Origin of the sequence: Pseudomonas sp. B21-054, from assembly GCF_026016345.1 — a bacterium.
GTDB lineage: Bacteria > Pseudomonadota > Gammaproteobacteria > Pseudomonadales > Pseudomonadaceae > Aquipseudomonas.
In genome coordinates this window covers 3,746,900-3,769,315 of sequence record NZ_CP087204.1, presented here as the reverse complement: position 1 = coordinate 3,769,315, position 22,416 = coordinate 3,746,900, and the positions used below count along the sequence as shown (strand labels likewise).

21 protein-coding genes are annotated in these 22,416 nt (G+C 62.4%); 11 read left to right on the top strand and 10 right to left on the bottom strand.

The annotated features are described in order from the left end of the window. Positions 1 to 3: 3 nt before the first annotated feature. Entirely contained in the window at positions 4 to 1,647 is a 1,644-nt protein-coding gene (locus LOY70_RS16385) for a methyl-accepting chemotaxis protein (RefSeq protein WP_413776653.1), read from the bottom strand. A 223-nt stretch (positions 1,648 to 1,870) separates the two neighbouring features. On the opposite strand from LOY70_RS16385, the gene LOY70_RS16380 reads away from it, so the two are divergent. Beyond that, positions 1,871 to 2,401, top strand: a complete 531-nt coding sequence (locus LOY70_RS16380) for a DUF488 family protein (protein ID WP_265028459.1) — start codon at positions 1,871 to 1,873, stop codon at positions 2,399 to 2,401. 25 nt (positions 2,402 to 2,426) lie between these two features. Here the strand turns inward: LOY70_RS16380 and LOY70_RS16375 are convergent, their stop codons facing one another. Beyond that, complete coding sequence (locus tag LOY70_RS16375) at positions 2,427 to 3,284, bottom strand: LysR substrate-binding domain-containing protein (RefSeq protein WP_123346698.1); 858 nt, start codon at positions 3,282 to 3,284, stop codon at positions 2,427 to 2,429. Between the two features lie 242 nt (positions 3,285 to 3,526). Between LOY70_RS16375 and LOY70_RS16370 the strand changes: the two genes are divergently transcribed. From LOY70_RS16370 to metC, 9 genes are read left to right on the top strand one after another with little or no spacing between them, the layout of a single operon-like run. Next, positions 3,527 to 4,369, top strand: a complete 843-nt coding sequence (locus LOY70_RS16370) for a transporter substrate-binding domain-containing protein (RefSeq protein WP_265028458.1) — start codon at positions 3,527 to 3,529, stop codon at positions 4,367 to 4,369. A 53-nt stretch (positions 4,370 to 4,422) separates the two neighbouring features. Beyond that, positions 4,423 to 5,274, top strand: coding sequence for a transporter substrate-binding domain-containing protein (locus LOY70_RS16365; protein ID WP_265028457.1), 852 nt, complete (start codon positions 4,423 to 4,425; stop codon positions 5,272 to 5,274). Next, positions 5,271 to 6,695: an FAD-binding oxidoreductase gene (locus LOY70_RS16360; RefSeq protein WP_265028456.1), complete on the top strand. Its 1,425-nt coding sequence runs from the start codon at positions 5,271 to 5,273 to the stop codon at positions 6,693 to 6,695. Before LOY70_RS16365 ends, LOY70_RS16360 begins: the two co-directional genes overlap by 4 nt. Then, positions 6,692 to 7,903, top strand: a complete 1,212-nt coding sequence (locus LOY70_RS16355) for an aminotransferase class I/II-fold pyridoxal phosphate-dependent enzyme (RefSeq protein WP_265028455.1) — start codon at positions 6,692 to 6,694, stop codon at positions 7,901 to 7,903. Before LOY70_RS16360 ends, LOY70_RS16355 begins: the two co-directional genes overlap by 4 nt. After that, positions 7,900 to 8,634, top strand: coding sequence for an amino acid ABC transporter permease (locus LOY70_RS16350; protein WP_123416931.1), 735 nt, complete (start codon positions 7,900 to 7,902; stop codon positions 8,632 to 8,634). Before LOY70_RS16355 ends, LOY70_RS16350 begins: the two co-directional genes overlap by 4 nt. Then, complete coding sequence (locus LOY70_RS16345) at positions 8,624 to 9,415, top strand: amino acid ABC transporter permease (protein WP_265028454.1); 792 nt, start codon at positions 8,624 to 8,626, stop codon at positions 9,413 to 9,415. Before LOY70_RS16350 ends, LOY70_RS16345 begins: the two co-directional genes overlap by 11 nt. Further along, a complete protein-coding gene (locus tag LOY70_RS16340; protein ID WP_265028453.1) occupies positions 9,402 to 10,238 on the top strand; it encodes an amino acid ABC transporter ATP-binding protein in 837 nt (278 codons plus the stop codon). The genes LOY70_RS16345 and LOY70_RS16340 overlap by 14 nt, the downstream gene beginning before the upstream one ends. A gap of 31 nt (positions 10,239 to 10,269) precedes the next feature. After that, the gene (locus tag LOY70_RS16335) at positions 10,270 to 10,869 is read left to right on the top strand and encodes a cysteine dioxygenase (protein WP_265028452.1); all 600 of its coding nucleotides are present in this window, start codon (positions 10,270 to 10,272) and stop codon (positions 10,867 to 10,869) included. A gap of 45 nt (positions 10,870 to 10,914) precedes the next feature. Then, positions 10,915 to 13,674, top strand: coding sequence for a cystathionine beta-lyase (metC, locus tag LOY70_RS16330; RefSeq protein WP_265028451.1), 2,760 nt, complete (start codon positions 10,915 to 10,917; stop codon positions 13,672 to 13,674). Between the two features lie 95 nt (positions 13,675 to 13,769). On the opposite strand, the gene LOY70_RS16325 is transcribed toward metC, so the two are convergent. From LOY70_RS16325 to LOY70_RS16295, 7 genes are read right to left on the bottom strand one after another with little or no spacing between them, the layout of a single operon-like run. Beyond that, a complete protein-coding gene (locus LOY70_RS16325) occupies positions 13,770 to 14,849 on the bottom strand; it encodes an ABC transporter ATP-binding protein (protein ID WP_265028450.1) in 1,080 nt (359 codons plus the stop codon). Positions 14,850 to 14,879: 30 nt separating this feature from the next. Continuing rightward, positions 14,880 to 15,833, bottom strand: coding sequence for an SIS domain-containing protein (locus tag LOY70_RS16320; protein ID WP_265028449.1), 954 nt, complete (start codon positions 15,831 to 15,833; stop codon positions 14,880 to 14,882). A gap of 23 nt (positions 15,834 to 15,856) precedes the next feature. Beyond that, entirely contained in the window at positions 15,857 to 16,732 is an 876-nt protein-coding gene (locus tag LOY70_RS16315; RefSeq protein ID WP_265028448.1) for a carbohydrate ABC transporter permease, read from the bottom strand. Then, entirely contained in the window at positions 16,732 to 17,637 is a 906-nt protein-coding gene (locus tag LOY70_RS16310; RefSeq protein ID WP_123346666.1) for a carbohydrate ABC transporter permease, read from the bottom strand. The genes LOY70_RS16315 and LOY70_RS16310 overlap by 1 nt, the downstream gene beginning before the upstream one ends. Next, complete coding sequence (locus LOY70_RS16305) at positions 17,637 to 18,896, bottom strand: extracellular solute-binding protein (RefSeq protein WP_265028447.1); 1,260 nt, start codon at positions 18,894 to 18,896, stop codon at positions 17,637 to 17,639. Before LOY70_RS16305 ends, LOY70_RS16310 begins: the two co-directional genes overlap by 1 nt. 48 nt (positions 18,897 to 18,944) lie before the next feature. Further along, positions 18,945 to 19,874: an N-acetylglucosamine kinase gene (locus LOY70_RS16300; RefSeq protein ID WP_265028446.1), complete on the bottom strand. Its 930-nt coding sequence runs from the start codon at positions 19,872 to 19,874 to the stop codon at positions 18,945 to 18,947. Next, the gene (locus tag LOY70_RS16295; protein WP_265028445.1) at positions 19,871 to 20,671 is read right to left on the bottom strand and encodes a DeoR/GlpR family DNA-binding transcription regulator; all 801 of its coding nucleotides are present in this window, start codon (positions 20,669 to 20,671) and stop codon (positions 19,871 to 19,873) included. The genes LOY70_RS16300 and LOY70_RS16295 overlap by 4 nt, the downstream gene beginning before the upstream one ends. 132 nt (positions 20,672 to 20,803) lie before the next feature. Here LOY70_RS16295 and LOY70_RS16290 point away from each other — a divergent pair, with 132 nt between their 5' ends. Continuing rightward, entirely contained in the window at positions 20,804 to 22,084 is a 1,281-nt protein-coding gene (locus LOY70_RS16290; RefSeq protein WP_265028444.1) for a D-tagatose-bisphosphate aldolase, class II, non-catalytic subunit, read from the top strand. A gap of 18 nt (positions 22,085 to 22,102) precedes the next feature. Here the strand turns inward: LOY70_RS16290 and LOY70_RS16285 are convergent, their stop codons facing one another. Beyond that, positions 22,103 to 22,396 (bottom strand): hypothetical protein, encoded by a 294-nt coding sequence (locus LOY70_RS16285; protein ID WP_265028443.1) that lies wholly within the window; start codon positions 22,394 to 22,396, stop codon positions 22,103 to 22,105. Positions 22,397 to 22,416 lie beyond the last annotated feature (20 nt).

Sequence of the window (22,416 nt, the reverse complement as noted above, 5' to 3'; positions counted from 1 at the left end):
GCATCAAACCTGGAAGTGCCCGACTTGTTGTTGCAGTGTTCCCCCAAGACGGGCCAGTTCAACACTCGAGGCCGCGGTCTGCTCGGTCGATGCCACTGACTCGTCGGCAACCTCCCTGACTCGCGTGATGCTCCGGCTGATTTCTTCGGCTACCGCGCTCTGTTCTTCGGTGGCGGTTGCGATCTGCTGCATCATTTGCTGGATCGCCGCGATCATGCGGGAAATGTCCATGACTGCAGCCCCGGTGTCATCAACCCCCGCAACCGTCCGTTCGGTCAGGTCGCTGCACAGCTGCATGCTGGTCGCGGCCTCATCGACGATGCGTTGCAGGCCTTCAATCAGAGATTGAATCTCTACCGTTGCATCCTGGGTACGACGTGCCAGCAGGCGAACTTCATCGGCCACGACGGCGAAGCCACGACCGGCGTCACCCGCACGAGCCGCTTCGATGGCCGCATTGAGTGCCAGCAGATTGGTCTGGTCTGCTACCGATTTGATGACATCCAGCACACCGCCGATTTGCTCGGTTTCGAGTTTCAGGCGCGACATGGCGTTGTTTGACCCTGCGACTTCCGTGGCGAGGTGCTTGATTTGGCTGATGGCCTGGCGCGCCTTTGCCTCACCGGCTTGGGCTTGCTGATCGGCGCGAAGCGCAGCGCTGGCCACCTGTTCGGAGTTTCGAGCCACTTCCTGGACCGTCGCAGCCATTTCGTGGACGGCGGTCGCCACCTGATCGACCTCCTGGTTCTGAATCGCGACCCCATGACTGGCCTGTTCAGTCGCGCTGGATAGTTCAGCTGCCGCCCCGGAAATGGTTTCAGCCGAGGTGCGCACTTGGCCGATCAGCTTGCCAAGGCCCAGCTGCATTTCGCCCAGCGAAGCCATGACACTGCCTTTCGGCGCCTGTTTTGCCTCTGGAAGGTTGCGCATGTCACCGCAGGCAACACGCTGCGCTGCGGCGGACAGGTCAAATGGTTCGGCGCCCAAGGTACGCAGCAGGCTTCTCACGATGGCGATGCCGAGTCCGAGGGCAAGCAACAATGCGCCCAGGCTGACCGCGATCATCAGGTTGCGTTGGCTTTCGTACTCATTGTGGCCGCTGATCACGGCCTCATTGGCCGCGTCCCTGCTGTGCTGCATGTAAGCCTGGCCCGCCGTCAGGAGTTGCCGTAGCAACGGAATGCAATCGCGGTTGATTCGCACAATGGCTTCTTCCCGCTGACCGGTTGCCGCGCGCTCCACAATTCCCAGTGCCACCGGGCCGTAGAGACCCTCGATGCGGTCTATATCAGCCAGCAACTGTTTTTCTGTGCGTGATTGCGCCTCGGGTATCGCGCCGAGCGCATTTTTCAAATCCTGGAGGCGCGCCTTGACGTCCTGGTGTGCTTCAAGGACCGCCGCGTGTTCCAGCTTCAGATCGGCCTCGGAAGAAACCAACACCATATTGCGCGCCGCGACGGCACGTCGCTGTGCGGCGATGAGCAGTCCAGATGCCAGTTCTTCGCGGGCATTCACACCGCCAACGTAGAGTGAAAAGGCGTCGTTGAACCTGGCCAACGCGACCATCGCGAGAACGCTGACGAGTAGCACCAGGGCAGTCAGGGCAGCGAAGCTCATGCCGAGCTTCATTTTTACGGATAGGTTCATGGCAGGTCGCTCGTTGAGGCGGAACACCGAAGGTGGCCGTGCGTTCATTTGTATGGCATTAGGCTAGCACTTAATATTGTACAAAGGTCGAATTCTTGTACAAGTATTTGTACAAGAATTTCTTGGCCCATGAAACCATCACCATGGGGCTGTGCAGCGAACTAATGCTTCAGGCAGGTGATCCCAAACGCACCTACCTGAATAAATGCGCGGATCTTCATCCATGGAAAATGCCTGTATTTACACGATCGGCCATTCGACCAGGACCCTCGATGCATTCGTCGAGACAGTCAAAGGTTTTGAAATCGAGACGATTGTCGATGTCAGGACGGTGCCGCGATCCCGGACAAACCCCCAATACAACCTGGACACGCTACCGGCGCACTTGGCCGAATGGGGGCTGCGGCATGTGCAGATTCCAGAGCTGGGTGGGTTGCGCAAAAAATCCAAGACCGTTGCGGATGAGGTCAATTCGTACTGGCAGAACCGCAGCTTTCATAACTACGCCGACTATGCGCTCTCGAAGGCGTTTGAAGCGGGGTTGGAGCGACTCGTTGAGTTAAGCCGAACCCAACGCTGCGCGCTCATGTGTGCGGAGGCGGTCTGGTGGCGCTGCCATCGTCGGATCATTGCCGACTACCTGTTGCTCCGGGGCATTGAAGTCATTCACATCATGGACAAAGGCAAGGCGAACAAGGCGGTCTTGAATCCCGCCGCGAAGGTCCAGGGACTGACGTTGACTTACCCGGGCTGAGGTCGTCCACATTCTTCACGAGCGCTCAGTTTCCATGTCCCTGGTTATTCCTGATTAGCTCATAAGCCCGGCGTACCAGCGGATTCACGGTGTTCGGTCGGATCCACAAGTGATACGTCACGTCCGGCAAGCGAGGCAGGCCATCGTTTTCACCTAATACCCGCATGTCCGGCCCGAGCATTTCCATGCTGCGGGGGGTGACGCCCAAGCCGGCGCGGGTCGCGGCCTTGATACCGATCAGGTTCGAAGCCAGGTAGGCCTGGCGCCAGGGGATGTTGGCGCGCTCCAGTGCCTCCAGGGCATAGCGACGGTAGATGCTCGGTTCATCCACCAGAATCAGCGGCAAGGGTTCGCCGGGGTTATGCAGGTACTGCGCCGAGCAGATCCACCACACCGGCGAGGTGCGCAAGGCAAAGCCTTCAAGGCTTGGGTCCTGGCGGGTGGAGATGATCATGTCGACCTTGCCCCGGTGCAGGTCGTCCATCAGGAACGGGCTGCGGCCGACATCGATTTCCAGGCGCAGGCGCGGGGCCGAGCGGGCGATGTGGCTGAGGATCGGCGGCAGGATGGTGTCGGCGATGTCATGGGGCGAGCCGATGCGCAGCACGCCGCTGAGGCTGCTTTCACGCAGGGAGCTGAGGACGTCGTCGTTGAGTGAAAGCATCTGCCGTGCATGTCGCAGCAAGTGCTGGCCGGCTTCGGTGAGCTGCTTGTGCCGCCCGCGCTTTTCGAACAGGCTCACGCCGACCTGCTGTTCCAGGCGCTGCATGTGCTGGGTCACCGACGATTGCGTGCGGGACAACTGGGCGCCTGCTTCGGCAAAGCTGTGGTGATCGACCACGGCGATGAAGGTGCGCAGTAATTCGAGATCGAGGGTCGACATGGCGGTGACTTCATATCAGGGCGGCAAACCTAAACATTACAGTTTTTTATGTATTGTTTGGAAGGTGTTCGTCTGCGCTTCTCTGTAGAGCCGTGAATTCGCGGTTATAAGCTTTTTATCTGGAAGCGGAACGCTGTGAGTTATAACGATATGAGATATTTGAATTTCCTTTGCCCAAGGGCGCTACCTAGGATGCCCACTCATCAGGTCGGAAGATGCCGATCGTCCATGAGGGGAAATCCATGTTGCTCGAGCGCTCATCCGTAAATCGATTACTACCTGTCATGCTGGGCGCCTTGATCTCATTGTCGGGTGTCAACGTCGCGCGCGCCGATGCCACCCTGGACAAGATCGAGCAACGCCATGAGCTGGTGGTCGGTGTGCTGCTGTCCGGCGGCCCTTTCGGCGGCATCGATCCCGCCACCCAGAAACCTCGCGGCTTGAACGTCGACCTCGCCCAGGAACTGGCTCGGCAGTTGGGCGCCGAGGTGCAACTGGTGCCGGTATTGCCGGCCAACCGCGTGCAGTTCTTGCAGCAGGGCAAGGTCGATCTGTTGATCGCCAATATGGAATGGACCGCCGAACGTGGCGAGATCCTCGGCTTTGTGCCCACGCCGTTCTACCGCGTTGGCGGTACCGCAGCGGTGCTCAAGGACAGCAAGATCAGCCGTTGGGAAGACCTGAAAAATCAACCGGTGTGTACGTCCCAGGGCAGCAGCTACATCAAGCCGCTCACTGAGCTGGGCGTCGAGATCAAGGCTTTCAAGAGCTCCTCGGAATCGTTGCTGGCGCTACGGGGCAACAACTGCGTCGCGGCGGTGCATGACGCTACGCTGATCAATCCGCTGATTGCCGACAACGGCGAATGGCAGGGCTACCGCGCCCTCAGCCCGGAGCTGAATCCCGCACCCTCGGTGATCTGGACCCGCAAGGGTGAAAACGATACCCAGGCCAGGCTCGACCCAATCATCAAGCAATTGCACCGCAGCGGCTGGTTGATCGAAGCGCAGACCCGCAATCGCATCACGCCCGCGTCACCCGCCCTGGTGGAGTTGCAGAAACAGTTCCAGGCCAACGGCGCCTGACCGCTGTCGCTCTTCCCATCGTCCTTAATGACCGTCGCTCAAGGTAGCCGTGCATGACTCCATTTTTCTCCGTTAAAACGTTTGCCACCCTGTGCCTGGCGTGGTCTGCCGCCTGCATCACCGGCCTGGCACAGGCCGATGCCACACTGGACAAGATCGAGCAACGCCACGTCATCAGCGTCGGGGTGATGCTCAGCGGCGCACCGTTCGGCACCATCGACCCCAAGACCGGCGAGCACCTGGGCTACAACGTCGAGCTGGCAAAAGGCATCGGCAAGGCGTTGGGGGTCGAGGCCCAGACGGTGTCGGTCCTGGCGCCGAACCGCGTGCAATTCCTGCAACAAGGCAAAGTCGACATCCTCATCGCCAACATGCAGTTCACCGAAGAGCGGGCCGAGATCCTCGACTATGTGCCGACACCTTATGAAGAAGTCGGTGGCGCCGCTTTGATTCGCAAGGGTTCCGGCATTGCCCAGTGGGCCGATCTCAAGGGCAAACCGGTGTGCGTGTCCCAGGGCAGCAACTTCATCAAGCCATTGCAGGAAACCTACGGGGCGCAGATCAAGGCTTTTAGAAGCCAGTCCGAATCGTTGTTGTCGTTGCGAGGCAATGGCTGCGTGGCGGCGGTGCATGTGAGTCCGACCCTGCACGCGCTGTTGAGCGAAACCGAGTGGGCAGGCTATGAAATTCCACTGCCGGGGGATCTGATCCCGTCGAACTCGGTCATCTGGCTGCGCAAAGGCGAGCACGACACCCAGGCGAAACTCGATGCCATCGTGCGCGACTGGCATCGCAGTGGCTGGCTGATCGAATTAGGCGAACGCACCGCCATGGCGCCGTCCCAGGCACTGCGTGATTTGCACGCGCAGTACCGCAGTGCCGCTCCGCTGGCAGCGCAACCATGAGTCAATCGTTGTGGGCGACCCTGCAGGCGCTGCTTGGCGCCAGCCATGTGCAGAGCAGCGAAGAAGCCGCGCCGTACCTGACCGACAAACAGGGCCGTTACGTTGGTCAGGTGCTCGCCGCCGTGCATCCGGCCAGCACCGAGGAAGTGGCGGCGGTGGTTCGTGCTTGCGTAGCGGCAGATACACCGGTGGTGGTGCAGGGCGGCAACACCGGGCTGATGGGCGGCGCCACCCCGGACGCCAGCGGGCGCGCCGTGTTGCTGCTGCTCGATCGTATGAATCGGGTCCGTGCGGTGGACACCGATAACGATACCCTGACCGTCGAGGCGGGCTGCATCCTGCAAACCGTCCAGGACGTTGCCCGGCAGGCCGGTCGTCTGTTTCCACTGAGCCTCGGTGCCGAAGGCAGTTGCACCCTCGGCGGTAACCTGGGCACCAATGCCGGCGGCACCGCCGTGCTGCGCTATGGGAATGCCCGTGAACTGACCCTGGGCCTGGAAGTCGTCACCGCCCAGGGTGAAATCTGGAACGGCCTGCGTGGTTTGCGCAAGGACAATACCGGTTACGACCTGCGGGACCTTTTCATCGGCAGCGAGGGCACACTCGGCATCATCACCGCTGCGACCCTGAAGTTGTTCCCGCTGCCCAAGGCCCGGGCCACGGCGTTGCTGGCCTTCGATTCCCTGGGCCAGGCGGTGGCCTTGCTGTCCCATGCCCGTGCTGGTTTCGGCGCCAGCCTGACGGCGTTCGAGCTGCTCAGCGCCGAATGCCTGGCGCTGCTGCGCGAGCAGTTTCCTGAAGGGGCGCGGCCGTTCCTCGGCGCCGGCCAGCCTTGGTTCGCGCTGTTGGAACTGTCCGATAACCACAGCGAAAGCCATGCTCGGGAAGCCTTCGAACAGGTGCTGGGCGAGGCCTTCGACCAGAACCTGGTGGCTGATGCACTGATCGCTGAAAACCTGGCTCAGAGCCAGGCGTTCTGGCAGCTGCGCGAGAACATGAGCGAGGCGCAGAAACGTGCCGGGCGCAACATGAAGCATGACATCTCGGTGCCGATTTCCCAGGTCGTGGCGTTCGTCGAGCACACCGATGCGTTGTTGCAGGCGCACTTTCCGGGTGTGCGGCATTACACCTTCGGCCATCTGGGCGACGGTAACCTGCATTACAACGTCGCCCATCCGCAGGGCTCCACGGTTGAAGCGCATATGCGCCATTACGCGGCGATCAGCGAGCGGGTCCACGACAGTGTCCATGCCCACGGCGGTTCGATCAGCGCCGAACATGGGATTGGCCAGCTCAAGGTCGACCGGCTGGCGCGTTACAAAAGTGCGGTGGAACTGGACCTGATGCGCCGTATCAAGCAGGCGCTGGATCCGCATAACCTGCTCAATCCAGGCAAGGTATTGGAGGGCGGCCAATCATGACCATGCGCCTGTCCAAACGCGTGCAGCATGTCTCACTGTCGGCCAATGCCGCGGCCAAATCCCGGGCCACGGCCTTGCGGGAGACCGGTCGCGACATTCTCGACCTGACCACTGGCGAGCCGGATTTCGACACGCCGGAGCACATCAAGCAGGCCGCCTATGCCGCCATCGCCGGCGGCGCCACCAAGTACACGCCAACGCCGGGGGTGAAGGCCTTGCGGGTCGCCGTGCAAGGTAAGCTGGGCAGGGAAAACCAGCTGGACTATCCGCTGCAATCCATCGTGATTGCCAATGGCGCGAAACAGATCATCTTCAACGCTTTTGCCGCGACCCTCGATGACGGCGACGAAGTGCTGATACCGACGCCGTACTGGCCGTCCTTTCCGGACAGCGTGCGCATCAATGGCGGTGAACCGGTGTTCATCGAATGCGGCCTGGCCCAGGGTTGCAAGCTCACCCCACAGAAGCTGGAACAACACATCGGCGAGCGCACCCGCTGGCTGGTCCTCAACAGCCCCGGCAACCCCAGCGGCGCGGTGTACAGCGAGGCCGAACTGCAAGGCTTGGCCGACGTGTTGCGTCGTCATCCCCACGTGCTGATCCTGCTGGATGAACTCTACGAGCACATCCGTTTCGACGGTCTTCCGCCCCAGAGCCTGCTCAATGTCGCCCCCGACTTGCAGTCGCGCTGCCTGCTGGTAGGCGGGGTGTCCAAGACCTACGCCATGACCGGTTGGCGCATCGGCTTCGGTGCCGGGCCGCAAACGTTGACCGAGGCGATGACCGTGGTGCAATCGCAATCCACCTCGGGGGCTTCTTCCGTGGGGCAAGCGGCGGCGTTGGCCGCGCTCGAGGGTGGGCTGGCGTTCTTGCCAGGGCAGGTGGCGGCTTATCAGCAACGTCGCGACGCACTGGTGAGTGTGTTACGCCAGGTCGAGGGGCTTGAAGTCCTTGAACCCCAGGGCGGTTTTTTCGTGTTCGTGCGCTGTGCCGGGCTGTTGGGGTTACGGCGTCCGGACGGCCAGCGTTTGACCTCCGACGGCGATGTCGTCGCGTATTTGCTGGAGGAGGGCGTGGCCGGCGTGGCGGGCAGTGCCTATGGCTTGTCGCCGTGGTTTCGGCTGTCCATTGCCACGGCGACTGACACCGTCGTCGAAGCAGCAAAACGCATCGCCCATGCCTGCGCTCAATTGAGGGCTGAGCCATGAACCATTGGCTGGAGCAATTCGTCCATTGGAGCGCCGGGCTAGGCCTCAACTACGGTTTTCTGCTCGATGCCTATCAGCGCGGCACTCTGGAGCAGGGCGCGTTGACCACCGTGCTGCTGTGCCTGTTGACCATCGTCGGCAGCCTGCTAGCGGGTGTCGGCCTGGCCGCGCTGTTGACCTCGGGCAAGCCCTGGCTCGCCAGGCCGGCGCGGGTGTTTGTCGAAGTCACCCGCAACACACCGACTCTGGTGCAGCTGTATTGCGCCTTCCTGGTACTGAACATGCTGCTGACCCAGGCCGTCGGCGCGGCCAACCCGCTGACGCCATTCGCCTGGGTGGTGATCGTGATCTCGCTGCACAAGGGCGCGTTCCACGCCGAAGCGCTGCGGGCCGGCATCGAAGCCGTGCCCGCGGTGACGATGGAGGCGGCCAGTTCGCTGGCCTTCAACAGCCGCCAACTGCTATGGAATGTGCAACTGCCCCTGGCCCTGCGTTTCGCCTTGCCGTCGCTGATCAACAACTTGATCGACCTGGTGAAAATGACCGCCGTGGCCTCGGCCATCGCCGTGGGCGACATCACCTACGCCGCCATCATGATCTGGACCCAGAGCGACAACGTGCTGGAGCTGATGATCCTGATCCTGTCGTTTTTCGGCCTGTTGAGTTTCACCGTCAATTGTGTGGGACGCTACCTCGAAGCGCGCCTGAGGATGCCTGGTTATGGCCATTGATTCGTCCGTCGTCGCGCCGTGGGTCGGGTGGCCGCGTCGACATGTCGGCAAGTTGCTGGTGGCGGTGGGGGCCATGCTCTGGCTGATTTGCTTCGCCCCCTCGAGTCCGGTGTTCAAGGCCTTGGTGCAATGGTCGCCAGCCCTGGTCGCGGGGTTCGGCCAGAATATTCTTATCAGCCTGTTGGCCATCGGCTTGGGCTCGGTGGCGGGACTGTTGCTGGGGGCCATGGTGTTGTCGCCCCTGCGCCTGTTGCGCTGGCCGGCGCGGATCTGGGTACAGATCTTCCGCAACGCGCCCTGGCTGGTGCTGATCTATTTCACCACCTATGTGTTCCCGTTCGAGATCCGTATCGGCAACAGTTATGTCTCGTTTCCGGACTGGGTCAAGGTCACCCTCGGCCTGGCGCTGCCGGCCAGCGCCAATGTCGCGGAAATCTTCCGTGGCGCCATCGCCTCGATTCCCAGCACCCAATGGGAGGCGGCGCGCTCCCTGGCGTTCACCCGTGGGCAGATTTTCCGCTCGATCATCCTGCCGCAATGCTTCAAGCGCATGTTGCCGCCGTGGATGAACCTCTACGCGGTGATCACCATGGGCACTGCGCTGGCCTCCCTGGTGGGTGTGCATGACGTGATCGACACCGCGCAAATCGCCAGCAACACCGTGAACCTGACCGGTTTCACCGTGGTGATTTACCTGAGCCTGCTGGTGCTGTTCTTTGCCTATTGCTACCCGATTTCCCGCCTCACCCAATACCTGGAGCGACGTTATGCCTTCTACTGAATCCGTCGCCGAGCCCTTGGTCAGCCTGCGCGACCTGCACCTGTCGTTTGGCAACAACCCGGTGCTCAAGGGCATCGACCTCGACGTGCGCCGTGGCCAGGCCGTGTCGATCATCGGCCCGTCCGGCTCGGGCAAGTCGACGATCCTGCGTTGCATCACCGGCCTGTTGCAGCCCCAGCGTGGCAGCATTCGTGTCGGCGCCACCGAGGTTCACACCCTGGCCCGGGAAGCCCAGCGCATCGAGCTGCGCAAGCGCGTGGGATTCGTGTTCCAGCAATACAACCTGTTCCCGCATCTGTCGGTGCTGGAGAACCTGGTGATTGCCCCTTGCAAAGTGCTGGGACGCAACCGGGGCGACGCCGAGAAAGACGCCCGCGCCTTGTTGGCCAAGGTGCGCATGGAGCACAAGGCCGATGCCTACCCGGGCCAGCTCTCGGGCGGTCAGCAGCAGCGGGTGGCGATTGCCCGGGCCCTGGCGATGCGTCCGGAGCTGATCCTGTTCGATGAAGTGACCTCGGCCCTGGACCCGGAAACCGTCGGCGAAGTGCTGACGGTGATTCGTGAGCTGACCGAAGAGGGCATGACCTGCGTGCTGGTTACCCACGAAATGCGCTTCGCCGAGGAGATCAGCGACGTCGTCTATTTCACCGAGAACGGGGTGATCGTCGAGCACGGCAGCGCCGCGCAGATTTTCCAGCACCCCAGCAGCGAGCGCACCGGGGAGTTTTTGCGTCATGCCTTGGGTGATCCAGGACGCCGACCGCCCGTTGCCCACGATCCCTATCTGCTGACCAACCTGAGTCGCTACAGCCTGTCCGTCTAACTGCCTATTCTAAAAAATGGAGCCTGCCCCCATGAGTATCTTTAGCCGTCCTGATGTCATCGAAGCCTTCCTGCAAAAAGTGCGCGTCATCCATCAGCGTGGGGTCGACCGCGCGGCACTGAGCGAAATCGTTGGCCTGTTGGAAGACTTGGCCGAGCGTCGCGATCTGTTCAACTTCGACACCTTCCCGGCGCCGGTGCCGGGGCAGGGCAGCACCGCGTTCCGCTACCGCCTCAATGACGACGGCGACACCCCGACGCTGTACCTGAACTCGTTGTTGCCGGGTAAAAGCACGATCCCCCACAACCACGAAACCTGGGCCATTATCAGTGCCGTCGAAGGCCAGGAAATCAACTACGTCTACCGTCGCGATGACGAAGGTCGCGAGCCTGGGTACACCACGTTGCATCTGGAAAAGGAAGTGATCGTGCAGCCCGGCATCTCCATCGCGTTCCTGGGTGAAGACCTGCATGGTATTCACGTCGCCGGCTCGCAACCGACCCTGCACTTTCATCTTTATGGCTTGCCGCTGGAGTCGCTCAACGGTCGTTACGGCGTGGAAACCGACGGACGCATCCTCAATTACAACGCCTCGCAAATGGCACCGTCGATCAAGGCCTACGCCCACTGACGCTTTCTGGCGTTCCAGTCATTCCATTCTTCCAGCGGGACTCCCATGAGCCAGACCATCACTCCCGGACAACTGCAGCAGTGGTTGTTCGACGGGCAGGAAATTGCCCTGTTTGACGTACGCGAGCACGGCCAGTATGGCGAGGCTCATCTGTTTTTCGGGGTAAACCTGCCCTACAGTCGCCTGGAGTTGGAGGTTCGGCGGCTGGCGCCCAATCCGTTGGTGCGACTGGTGATTTATGACCAGGATGGCGCTGGCCTGGCTGCACGCGCGGCGCAGCGCCTGGCGGCGCTCGGGTATGCTAACGTGCATGTACTGGAGGGCGGTGCCGACGGCTGGAAGGCCGCCGGTTTCCAGCTGTTTGCCGGTGTGCACGTGCCGTCCAAGGCTTTTGGCGAGAAGGTGGAGGAGGCCCGTCACACGCCGCACATCACCGCGCGACAACTGGCCCAGTGGCAGGCCCGGGGCGAACCGCTGGTGATACTCGACGGTCGGCCGTTCGAGGAGTATCGCAAGATGACCATTCCCGGTTCGGTCTGTTGCCCGAACGGCGAATTGGGTTATCGCGTGCACGACCTGGTACCGGATATGGACACGCCAATCGTGGTCAATTGCGCCGGTCGGACCCGCAGCATTATCGGCGCCCAGACGCTGATCGACCTGGGCGTGAAGAACCCGGTCTATGCCCTGGAAAACGGCACTCAGGGTTGGGAACTGGAAGACTTCCAGCTGGAGCGTGGCAGTGGCCGCCGGTATGCCGACGAGGTGTCGACCGCCAGGCTTTCGGAGCAGCGGCTGGCGGCGGTGCAATTGGCCGAGCGGGCCGGAGCGCAGACGGTTGCGGCTGCCCAGGTCGAGCAATGGACGAGGGACGCCGGGCGCAGTCTTTTCCTGTGTGACGTGCGCACCGCCGAGGAATTCGCCGCCGGCACTCTGCCGGGGGCGCAACACACGCCGGGCGGGCAGCTGGTTCAGTCCACCGATCTGTATGTGGGGGTACGCCAGGCGCGCTTGGTGCTGTTCGACAACGATGGCGTGCGCGCCCCGATCATTGCCGGCTGGCTGCGGCAGCTGGGGCATGAGGCCTATGTGCTGGCGGAAGGCGTGGACAGTGGCTTGGCACTGCCGGCGCTCGACGTGGCCTTAGCCGCTGCAACCTTGCCTTTGATCAGCGTGCAAGCCTTGGCCGATGCCCTGAAGGACGACGCGGTTGCATTGATCGATCTGCGGCCGAGCATGGCCTATCGCAAAGCTCATATTGCTGGGGCGCGCTGGTCGATCCGGCCGTTGTTGGCCGATGCGGTGGCAGGTGAGCGGCGCCCGCTGGTGTTGTTGGCCGATGATCCCCGACTGGCTGCCTTGGCGGCGCTGGAGTTGCCCCACGCCCAGCTCCACTTGCTGGACGGCGGCCTTGATGCCTGGCGCGCAGCAGGACTGGCACTACAAGAGGGCGCCGACACGCTGCCAGATGAACAATGCATCGACTTCCTGTTTTTTACCCATGATCGCCATTCCGGCAACAAGGACGCAGCGCGACAGTACCTGGCCTGGGAAATCGGCCTGCTGGCGCAAATGAACGAAGCCGAGATCGCCAGCCTCAAGCCGTTGCAGTCGCCACCTCAACCCCCTGTCGATGAGCAGGTCCGCACCTGGCTGGTCCATGGGGCACGGACAGAGAAGGGCAGCGGTGCCCGGTTGGTCAACGTACCGGTCAGTCGCCTGAGCACGGTGCTGTTCGACAACCTGGCGCAAATGCGTGACGCCCGTTCCCGGCGCGACAGCGAACGGGTCCTGAGTTATGGCGCTCGGGGCAATCCGACAGCGTTCGCCCTGGAAGACCTCGTCACTGAACTGGAAGGCGGCTATCGCACCCGCTTGTTCGGCACCGGCCTGGCTGCCGTGGCGCAAACCTTCCTGGCCTACCTGCGGCCCGGTGACCACGTGTTGATCACCGACGCGGTGTATTCGCCGGTACGCCGTGTGGCCAGGGATTTTCTCGAGGCGTTCGGCATAGAAGTCAGCTACTTCGCTCCCGACGGCAGCGACCTGCCCGGACGACTGCAAGCCAACACCAAAATGGTCTACACGGAAGTGCCTGGATCCTTGCTGTACGAACTCTGCGACCTGCCAGCCATTGCCGCACTCTGCAAGCCACGCGGCATCCTGCTGGCGGTCGACAACACGTGGGGTTCCGGCGTCCTGTACCAACCACTGAGCCTTGGCGCGGACATCTCGATCATGGCCCTGACCAAATACCTGAGCGGCCATAGCGATGTGGTCATGGGCAGCGTCTGCACGCGCCAAGAGGCCTGGCCGGCACTGGCGGCCATGAGCCACACTTTCGGCAGTACCGTCAGCCCCGATGACGCCTATCTGGTGCTGCGGGGCGCGCGAACCCTGGGGCCACGCCTGGAAGTGCACGAACGTCAGGCGCTGGAAATCGCTCGGTGGCTACAGGCACAACCGCAGGTGAAACGGGTCTTCCATCCGGCCTTGGCCGAGCATCCCGGTCATGGGTTGTGGCAGCGGGATTTCAAGGGGAGCAATGGGTTGCTGTCCTTTGAGCTTCGTGAGGCCGACGATGCGTACCTCGAACGGTTCATCGATGCATTGCGGCTGTTCGGGTTGGGCGCTTCCTGGGGTGGCTTTGAGAGTCTGGTAACTGTCGCTGACACCCAGGATCGCAACAGCGCGGCGGATCGGGCGTTGAATCCGGTGGTTCGGTTGCACGTGGGGCTGGAAGATGTCGGGGCGCTGATCGACGATTTGAAGAGGGGATTCGACGTGGCAGGGGCCGGGCGGTGACAGCGGCACATTTCGACCTCAATGTGCCCGTCAACATCAGTTCCGGGCCGAACCCCGTTGGCCGGGCTTCTGACTCCGCCTGCCACCTGGCCGTTTCAGTCGATCCGCATCCCACTGGCCTTGTCGAATACATGCAACTGCTCGCAGCGCCCACGTAACGTCACCTGGTCGCCCAGTGCCAAGCTGTCGCGGCGCGACAGTGAGGCCATCACCTGGGCGCCGCAAGAGTGCCCGTAGACGTGGCTGTCGGCGCCGGTCGGCTCAATCAATTCAACTCCCAGGGGCAGCGAAAACGTTGCGCCTTCCACTGGCGCCAGGGTCACGTGTTCGGGTCGGATACCGACCACCACCGGAGTCGAGGGCGGCCGATCGATGTGCCGACCCAGTGCGATGCTGTGTCCACCAACGCGCACGAACGACAGCGGGCCTTCGTGCTCCAGCACTCCCTCGATCAGGTTCATCGCCGGTGAGCCGATGAAGGTCGCGACGAAAAGGTTCACCGGGCGGTCGTAGACTTCGATGGGTGCGCCGACTTGTTCGATCCGTCCGGCGTTCATCACCACGATGAGGTCGGACATGGTCATGGCCTCCATCTGGTCGTGGGTCACGTAGATGGCGGTGGTGCCGAGCCGGCGTTGCAGGGTGCGGATCTCGATGCGCATCTGCACTCGTAGCTTGGCGTCGAGGTTGGACAGCGGTTCGTCGAACAGAAACACCTGGGGTTGGCGCACGATGGCCCGGCCCATGGCGACGCGCTGGCGTTGGCCGCCCGACAGGGCCTTGGGGTAGCGCTCCAGGTACGGCGTGAGGCCGAGCAGGGCGGCGGTTTCCCGCACGGCCTTGTCGATGCGTTCAGGGGACTCCTTGCGCAAGTGCAGGCTGAAGCCCATGTTCTGCGCCACCGTCATGTGCGGATACAGCGCGTAGTTCTGGAACACCATGGCGATGTCCCGGTCCTTGGGCGAAAGGGTGTTGATGACCTTGCCATTGAGCTCGATGGTCCCGGCACTGACCGTTTCCAGCCCGGCGATCATTCGCAACAGCGTTGACTTGCCGCAGCCGGACGCCCCGACCAATGAAACGAATTGACCGTCGGCGATGGCCAGGTCGATGCCGTGCAGCACCGCAATCGCGCCGTAGTTCTTCTGGAGTTGTTGGATGTTGACCGTTGCCATTGGGAAGTCTGCCTGTGTCGAAGCCGCAATTCAGGAAAGGCGCACAACCTTGGTCAGGTGGCGCGGTGCGGTGCTGTCCAGGTGTTTGTGCTGGGCCAGGCGTTCGCCAAACAATTGCAACGCCGGCAGGATCGCCAGGCTGCGGTCAAGTCCACGCTGGGTGATGTCGATCGAAAGGTCGCCGGGACCGCCAAAGCCGATGACCCGCGCGCCCTTGGCCTGCAGTTCGCCGCACAGCTGGCTTTCTTCTTCGAGCGTGTCGGGGCTGTAGATCAGTACCACGCAGGTTTTTTCATCCACCAGGCTGACGGGCCCATGACGGTATTCCAGCGGGTGGAAGACTTGGGTGTAGGTCAGGCTCATTTCCTGCAATTTCAGTGCGCCTTCGCTGGCCAGGCCGTAATAGGCGCCGCCGCCCAGGTACACGAAGTGCGAGCGCGAGAGCAGATCGCTGTTGAGTTGGTTGTCGAGGCTGCGCATCGCTCGTTCGGCGCTGGCCGTGATCGCCGGGTCAAGCTCGGCACCGGCCAGGCGCAAACCAAGCAACAGCATCAGGCTTGCCGAGCTGCTCATGACGATGCCTTCAAGGGCGTGGGTCGGGGCGAACAGCACTTGGTCGCTGTTGCGCGCCAGGCTGCTGTCGTCTTCGCAGGTGATGCCCAGGGTTTCCAGGCCGCGGGCGCGGCTGGCGTCGACGGCCTGCACGGTTTCGGTCGACTCGCCACTGCGCGACAGGGCGATGACCTTCACATCCTTGGTGGTGGCCAGGTAGGCCGCCGGGCGTCGGGCCCACTCGCCACCCGGCACGGCGATGGCGTGCTTGCCGTTGAGGTTCAAGGCACTGGCGACGTTTTGTGCCAGGTAGTAGGACGTGCCGCAACCGACCACGACCGTTGTGGCGGCAGTAAAGTCTGGCAGTGGCTGAGTCAGCGCCGCGGCCCAAAAAGGGAATTGCTCGACGATGACCTGTTCAGTGATGTTCATGGGGCAGTCCTTGAAGAGAGGGATTATTTGGTCGCGCCGGCAATCAGCCCGCGCACCAGGAAACGGTTGAGGAAAATCACCAGCAGCACCGGAGGCAGCATCGCGATCACACCGGCGGCGTTCATCAGGCCGTAGTCGACGTAGTTGCGGGTGACGAATTCAGGAATCAGCACGGTCAGCGATTTGGTGGCCAGCGATGGCGAGAACACCAGCGGCACCATGAACTGCCCCCAGGCGCTGAGGAACGTCAGGATCGCGGTGGCGATCAGGCCCGGCGCCGCCAGGGGCAGGACGATGCGGACCAGGGTGTAGGTGCGCCCCGCGCCATCCAGCCACGCCGCTTCTTCCAGCGATACCGGCAGCGATTGGTAGACGCTGCGCATCAGCCACAGGGCCAGGGGCAAGAAGGCGGAGACGTAGATCAGCGTCACGCCCAGGTAGGTATCGATCAGCTGCAGGCTGATCATCAGGCGGTACAGCGGAATCATTACCGTGTACGCCGGCACCGCCATGCTCGCCACCACCAATGCGAACAGCAGGTCGCGACCGGGGAAGCGCAAGCGCACAAAGGCGTAGCCACCGAACGCGGCCGCCACCAGCGTCAACAAGGTCGCGGCTACCGAGGTCACCAGGCTGTTGAGGAAGGCCCTGGAAAACTGCGGCCACACCGATTGCACTTCGTTACCCTGGGATGAACTGCTGGCGCCGAACAACTTGGCGAAGTGCTCCAGGGTCGGGTGTTGTGGCCACAGGTGGAGCTGGCCGCTGAGCATCTCGCGTGGGTCGGTGAAGCTGGTGATGACCGCCCAATACACCGGGCCCAACGACCACAGTACCAGCGCCAGCAGCGCCAGGGCGAACCCGGCCTTGCCCAGGCCTTCGAGGAAGTATCGGCGCATCAGTCGAACCTCGTTTCGCGATAGACCTTGAGCACGTAGACCATCGATACCAGCAGCGAGGCGATCATCGCCAGCACCGACAACGCCATGCCATAGGAGAACTTCAGGTTCTGGAACGCCGACATGTACACCTGAATGATCAGGCTGCGGGTGTCCAGGCTCGCGCCGTTGAGGATCCACGCTTCATCGAACAGGTTGAAGGCGAACACCGTCGACTGGCTGAGGGAAATGGCCAGGCCACCGGCAATCAGGGGCAAGGTGATCATGCGAAAGCATTTGATCCGCCCGGCTCCGTCGAGCTTGGCGGCTTCATACAAGTCGCCAGGAATCGCCTGCAGCGCCGCCAGCAAAATGATCGCGGTGAGCGGCAACATGCGCCAGACATGCACCAGGGCAATCAACAGCAATGCGGTGTGATGGTCGTTGAACCACACCTGGTTTTCGCTGATCAGCCCAATGCCCTTGAGCAGGTTGTTCAACACGCCATAGCTGGGGTTGTAGATCCACAGCCAGACCAGCGCGTTGACCACCGGCGGCAAGCACCAGGGCAATACCAGGATCGCCAGCAGCCATTGCCGGCCATGTCGCACTTTGTTCAACAGCAGCGCCGCAGCCAGGCCCCCGAGGGTTTCCAGCACCACCGCCAGTACGACGTAGACCAGGGTGTTCCAGGTGGCATGCTGGACGTTGCTGTCGGTCGCCAGGTTCTGGTAGTTGAGCAGGCCGACGAAGGGCGTCCCGGGGCGCATCGGGTCAATCCGATACAGGCTGTCGAACACCGTCGCCAGCAACGGCACGAAGACCAGGCTGGCCATTACCAGGATAATCGGCAGCACATATGCCAGGCCGAGCCAGGTTTCACCCGGTGTGGGGCGCAAGCGCTCCCTGATGGAGGCTAATGTCATCACGGTTGCATCGCGCTCTTGGCTTCTTCGGCAATTTGCGCCACGGCCTGGGCCACGGTCAGCTGCCCCTTGGCGGCCTGGTTCAGGGCCCCGGACACCGCACTGGTGAACTGCGGGTACCAGACGGGCGTGCCTTGCTTGAACAGCGGATCGACCAGCGTGGCCTGTTGCAGGATCACATCACCGCTCTTGAGTTTGCCTTCGCTGTTGAGCTGCTTGAGCACGCTGGTGCGGGTGGGCAGGTTGCCAAGGGTCTTGTAGCTCTCGATCTGGTTCTCGGGCTTGATGAACCAGTTGATGAAGGTCTTGGCGCCGTCTTTGTTTTTCGCCGTGGCGGGGATGCCCATGGCTTCCGGCAGGCCGATGGTGCGCGCGGTCCCGGTGGTGCTCAGCATCAATGCCGCGGCGACATGGTCGGCCACCTGGGATTTGCTCGGGTCGCTGTAGACCGCAACGTTGCCGGCCCAACCGGCAAGGTCGAACGACGCGTCACCTTTCTTGAACAACTCCTGCACTTCAACGTCCTTGAGGCCGGTCGCCGCCGGACTGATCAGGCCTTGCTTGAGCGCTTCGATTTCAAACGCCATGGCGCGATAGCCAGCGGAGTCGGGCTTGATGAATTGCGGTTCGAATTGGTCGTTGAACAGCTCGCCGCCGAACACCTTGGTCAGCAGATACCAGGCGGTGGCGCTGCCTTCCGTGGCGGACAAGGGCAGGGCGATCGGGTATTGCGTGATGTTCTTGGCCTTGATCGCCTTGGCATCGGCCAGCAACTGTTCTGGGGTGGTCGGTGCCGTCTTGATACCCGCTCGGCTGAGGTGGTCGCGGTTATAGATCAGCACACGGAAGTCATTGGCATACGGCACCGCCAACAGCTTTCCATCGACCATGAAGAACTTCGCCGAAGGGATGTCCGCCAGGGTGGCGGCGTCCACGGCATCGTTGAGCGGCAGGTACCAGTTGGCGGCGCCAAATTGACCGACCCATGACCAGTCCACTTCCGTGGTGTCGGCCGGTGGGCTGCCGGCAATCATCGAGGTGGCGACCTTGGTCAGGATCTGGTCCCAGCCCAGCGTCTGCGTATCCAGCGTCACGCCGGTTTCGCTGGCGAGGCGGTCGGTCATGCCCTTGGGCAGCGTGCCCCATGGCGGCAACAGCACCTCAGTGACGTTGGCGGCGGCGGCAACAGGTGCCAGGGTCGGGACCGCAAACGACAGCGGCAACAGCGCGAGTGAAGCAAGCAAATGGCGTCGGAGCATGGCAAAACCTCTTCATCGGGAAAGGGGAGGTTGACGGCAGTGCAAGGGCTAAAGGTTCAGGGACAGTTGTTCGATCCAGCGCTGGTCGGGGTTCCATCCCGCGTTGTGAGCGGCACGCCACAAGGCGCCACCGATGGGGGGAAGACGTGGTGGGCATGCGGCGGTGCCAATGCGCCGACGAATGCCATCGATCATCGGCGTGTGGGCGAAGACGCCCCCGGCATAACTCCAGATGGCCGGCCCGCTCAGACCGAGTTGGCGCCAAGCAGTGTCGATGTGTGCGGCCAGGTGGGTGGCGGCCTCGTCCATCACCGCGAGCGCCGCAGCGTCGCCGGCCAGCGCCCAGGCCGACACGCATTCGGCCAGCGCGGCGATCGCGGCGCGGCGATTGGCCAGGCCGTACACCCAATCTGCCAGTTGTCCGGGGCCCAGGCCCAGGTGCTCGAGCAGGGCCCGAGTCAGGTCTGGCTGATAGGCGCGACCGTCGAGGCTGCGGCTGACAAGGGTCAACACCTGACAACCGATCCAGTAGGCGCTGCCTTCGTCACCGAACAGATCGCCCCAACCGCCGACGCGCACGTGCTCGGCGCCGGGCTGGTTACGGCTGGCCCAGGCCATGGAGCCGGTGCCCGCGAGGATCAACACGCCTGCACCTTGCCCGGCGAATGCGCCGTCGAAGGCAATGCGCACATCGTTTTCTACAAGGACCGGGCAGAGCAACGCCCGTTGTGCGGTGTCGCGCTGGGCGATGGAACATCTGGTCAGTTCGCCATGCATCGGCAGCCCGACCACGGCGGCGGCCAACGGCAGCCGGGTGGCCGCTTGCAGCAGTGCGTGCAACTGAGCGGACCACTGTGGATTGGCGATCGGATCAAGTCCGGCCGCCGTTTCACGGTGCAGCACCCGACCCTGGCGATCGGCAACCGCCACCAGGGTTTTCGAGCCGCCGCTGTCCAATCCCAGCACGCAGTCGTTCATGCCTGTGCGTCCTGGGCGGCAATCCCTTGGCTGGAGGCTTGCAGGGTGGTGCAGCCCTGTTCACGCAAGCGCGCCCACCAACTGGCAGACAAATGTTCGTCGCTGATCACGGTCAGGTGCTTGTCCAGTGGGGCAACGCGGTAGGTGAGGCGTTGATCGAACTTGCTCGAATCCGCCAGCAGCAAGGTCTTGGCGGCGCGGGCGAGCATCTTCTGGTTGAGCTGCGCTTCACTGGCATCAAGGCTGTAGATGCAGGCATCCGGCGCGATGGCGCCCGCACCGAGGAACAGTTGATCGAACCACAGGTTCTCGATCATCGCTTCGGCCAGGGCGCCGACCATCGAAGCGTTCTCTGCTCGCAATTGCCCACCGAGCAGGACGATCTTGATGCCTGGTGTGTTCATCAACACTTGAGCGACGTTCAGGCAATTGGTGAACACCGACAGCGGCAACGGGTCCAGGCGCAGGCGGCGGGCCAGTTGCAGCACTGTGGTGCCAGCGTCGAGGAAGATGGTCGAGCCCGGTGCAATCTGCTCGTAGGCCACTTCGGCAATGGCGCGCTTGGCGAAGAGGTTCTGGTTTTCCCGCAGGTCGAACGCCACCTCGACCCCGGCGCTTTTAGCGATACGCGCACCGCCATGGGTGCGGTGGATGGTGCCATCGGCTTCCAGGCTCAGCAGGTCCCGGCGCACGGTGGCCAGGGAGGCGTCGGCGACTTCGGCGATGGTCTGGATGGTGCTTTCGCCATGGCTGTAGAGATGCTGACAGATCAGTGAAAGGCGCTCGTCTTTAGTCACTTCGGTTGCTCTTTAGTGATTCATAGGAATGAAATATAGAGACAAAAAAATCACTGTCAATCAAAAAAATGATTGAAGTTGATCGTTTTCCTCTCGTAAGGTGATCTCCCACGTCATCGAGAGGCACTGCTCATGCAAGGTCATTATCTTCAAAAACTGTCAGGTGCCCACGGCCAAGGCCGCGCCATTGGCATTACGTCGGTGTGTTCGGCACACGCCCTGGTCATTGAAGCGGCGTTGCGCTGCGGCCAGACCGGCACGGCGCCGGTGCTGATCGAGGCGACGTGCAACCAGGTTAACCATGAGGGTGGCTATACCGGCATGACCCCGGCGGACTTTCGCCGCTTTGTGCTGGAGATTGCCCAGCGCGTCGGGTTCGATCCACAGCGCCTGATCCTCGGCGGCGACCACCTGGGGCCGAATCCCTGGCGCCACCTGCCGCCGCAGCAAGCCATGCTCAATGCCGAGCGCATGCTGGAAGCCTACGCCCGGGCGGGTTTCAGCAAGATTCACCTCGATGCGAGCATGGCCTGTATGGGCGAGAGCGATCCGCTCGACGGCGCGTTGATTGCCGAACGTGCGGCACGCTTGGCGGCCGTGGTCGAACGAACGGTGAGCGACGCGGGCCTGCCGTCACCGTTCTATGTGATCGGCACCGAAGTCCCGGTGCCGGGCGGCGCCTCGGAGAAGGTCGAGGACCTTGAGGTGACCACGCCGCAATCGGCCCTGGAAACCATCGCACTGCATCGCCAGGCCTTTATCGCCCAAGGTCTCGACAGCGTGTTTGCGCGGGTCATCGGCTTGGTGGTGCAGCCCGGTGTCGAGTTCGGCAACGAGAATGTAGTGGCCTACCAGCCAGAAAAGGCCCAGGCCCTCAGCGCCATTCTTCAGGGTGAACCACAACTGGTGTTCGAGGCTCACTCCACCGATTACCAGCCAAGCAGCGCACTGCGGCATCTGGTGCGCGACGGCTTTGCCATTCTCAAGGTCGGTCCCGGCCTGACCTTCGCCTTGCGCGAAGCGCTCTACGCGCTGGATCACATCGCTGCCGCGCTGCGTTCAGTGCCGGAGCAGGAAAGCCTGCGCAGGACCATGGAGTCACTGATGCTCGCTGAACCGCACTATTGGGATCACTACTACCACGGTGACGCCGCCGCGTTGCGTGTGCAGCGACACTTCAGCTACAGCGACCGTATCCGCTACTACTGGCCGTTTGCAGCGGCGAGTCGCGCGGTGGAGGAGATGTTCCTGGCCTTCGGTGATGAGCCGATTCCTGAAACGTTGGTGAGCCAGTACCTGCCGCTCCTGTACCCAAGGGTGGTGAGCGGGCAGGACGGCAGCACGGCACGTGAGCTGGTGTTGGCGGCGATTGGACAGGTGCTGGGGCAGTATCGGGAGGCGTGTGGGGGGTAGTGGCTGCCTGTCGAGGCGTTACCCGTGTTCAACTCGAACGCGATACCTGATATATCGATCAAACGAGTCTTCCGGGTTTTCGTACGCTTCGAGTTTTTCCAGGAACCCTGACTGCTCAAGGCTAGTCAGGTCCTCAAGGGTCCAATCAGCAGGGAAGTCGCTGGAAAAGGTTTCACCCTGGTGTTCAACCCAATGGTAAACCGGGAAGGGGAGGTAACCGAGCCACTCGGATTGATAGGTTATCTCGTGCGAGTCGCTGCCCGTCACCATGGCATTGATCGTGTTCTTGATCATTTTTTGGCATTCATTCATGGTGATTTCGATCTCGGTTG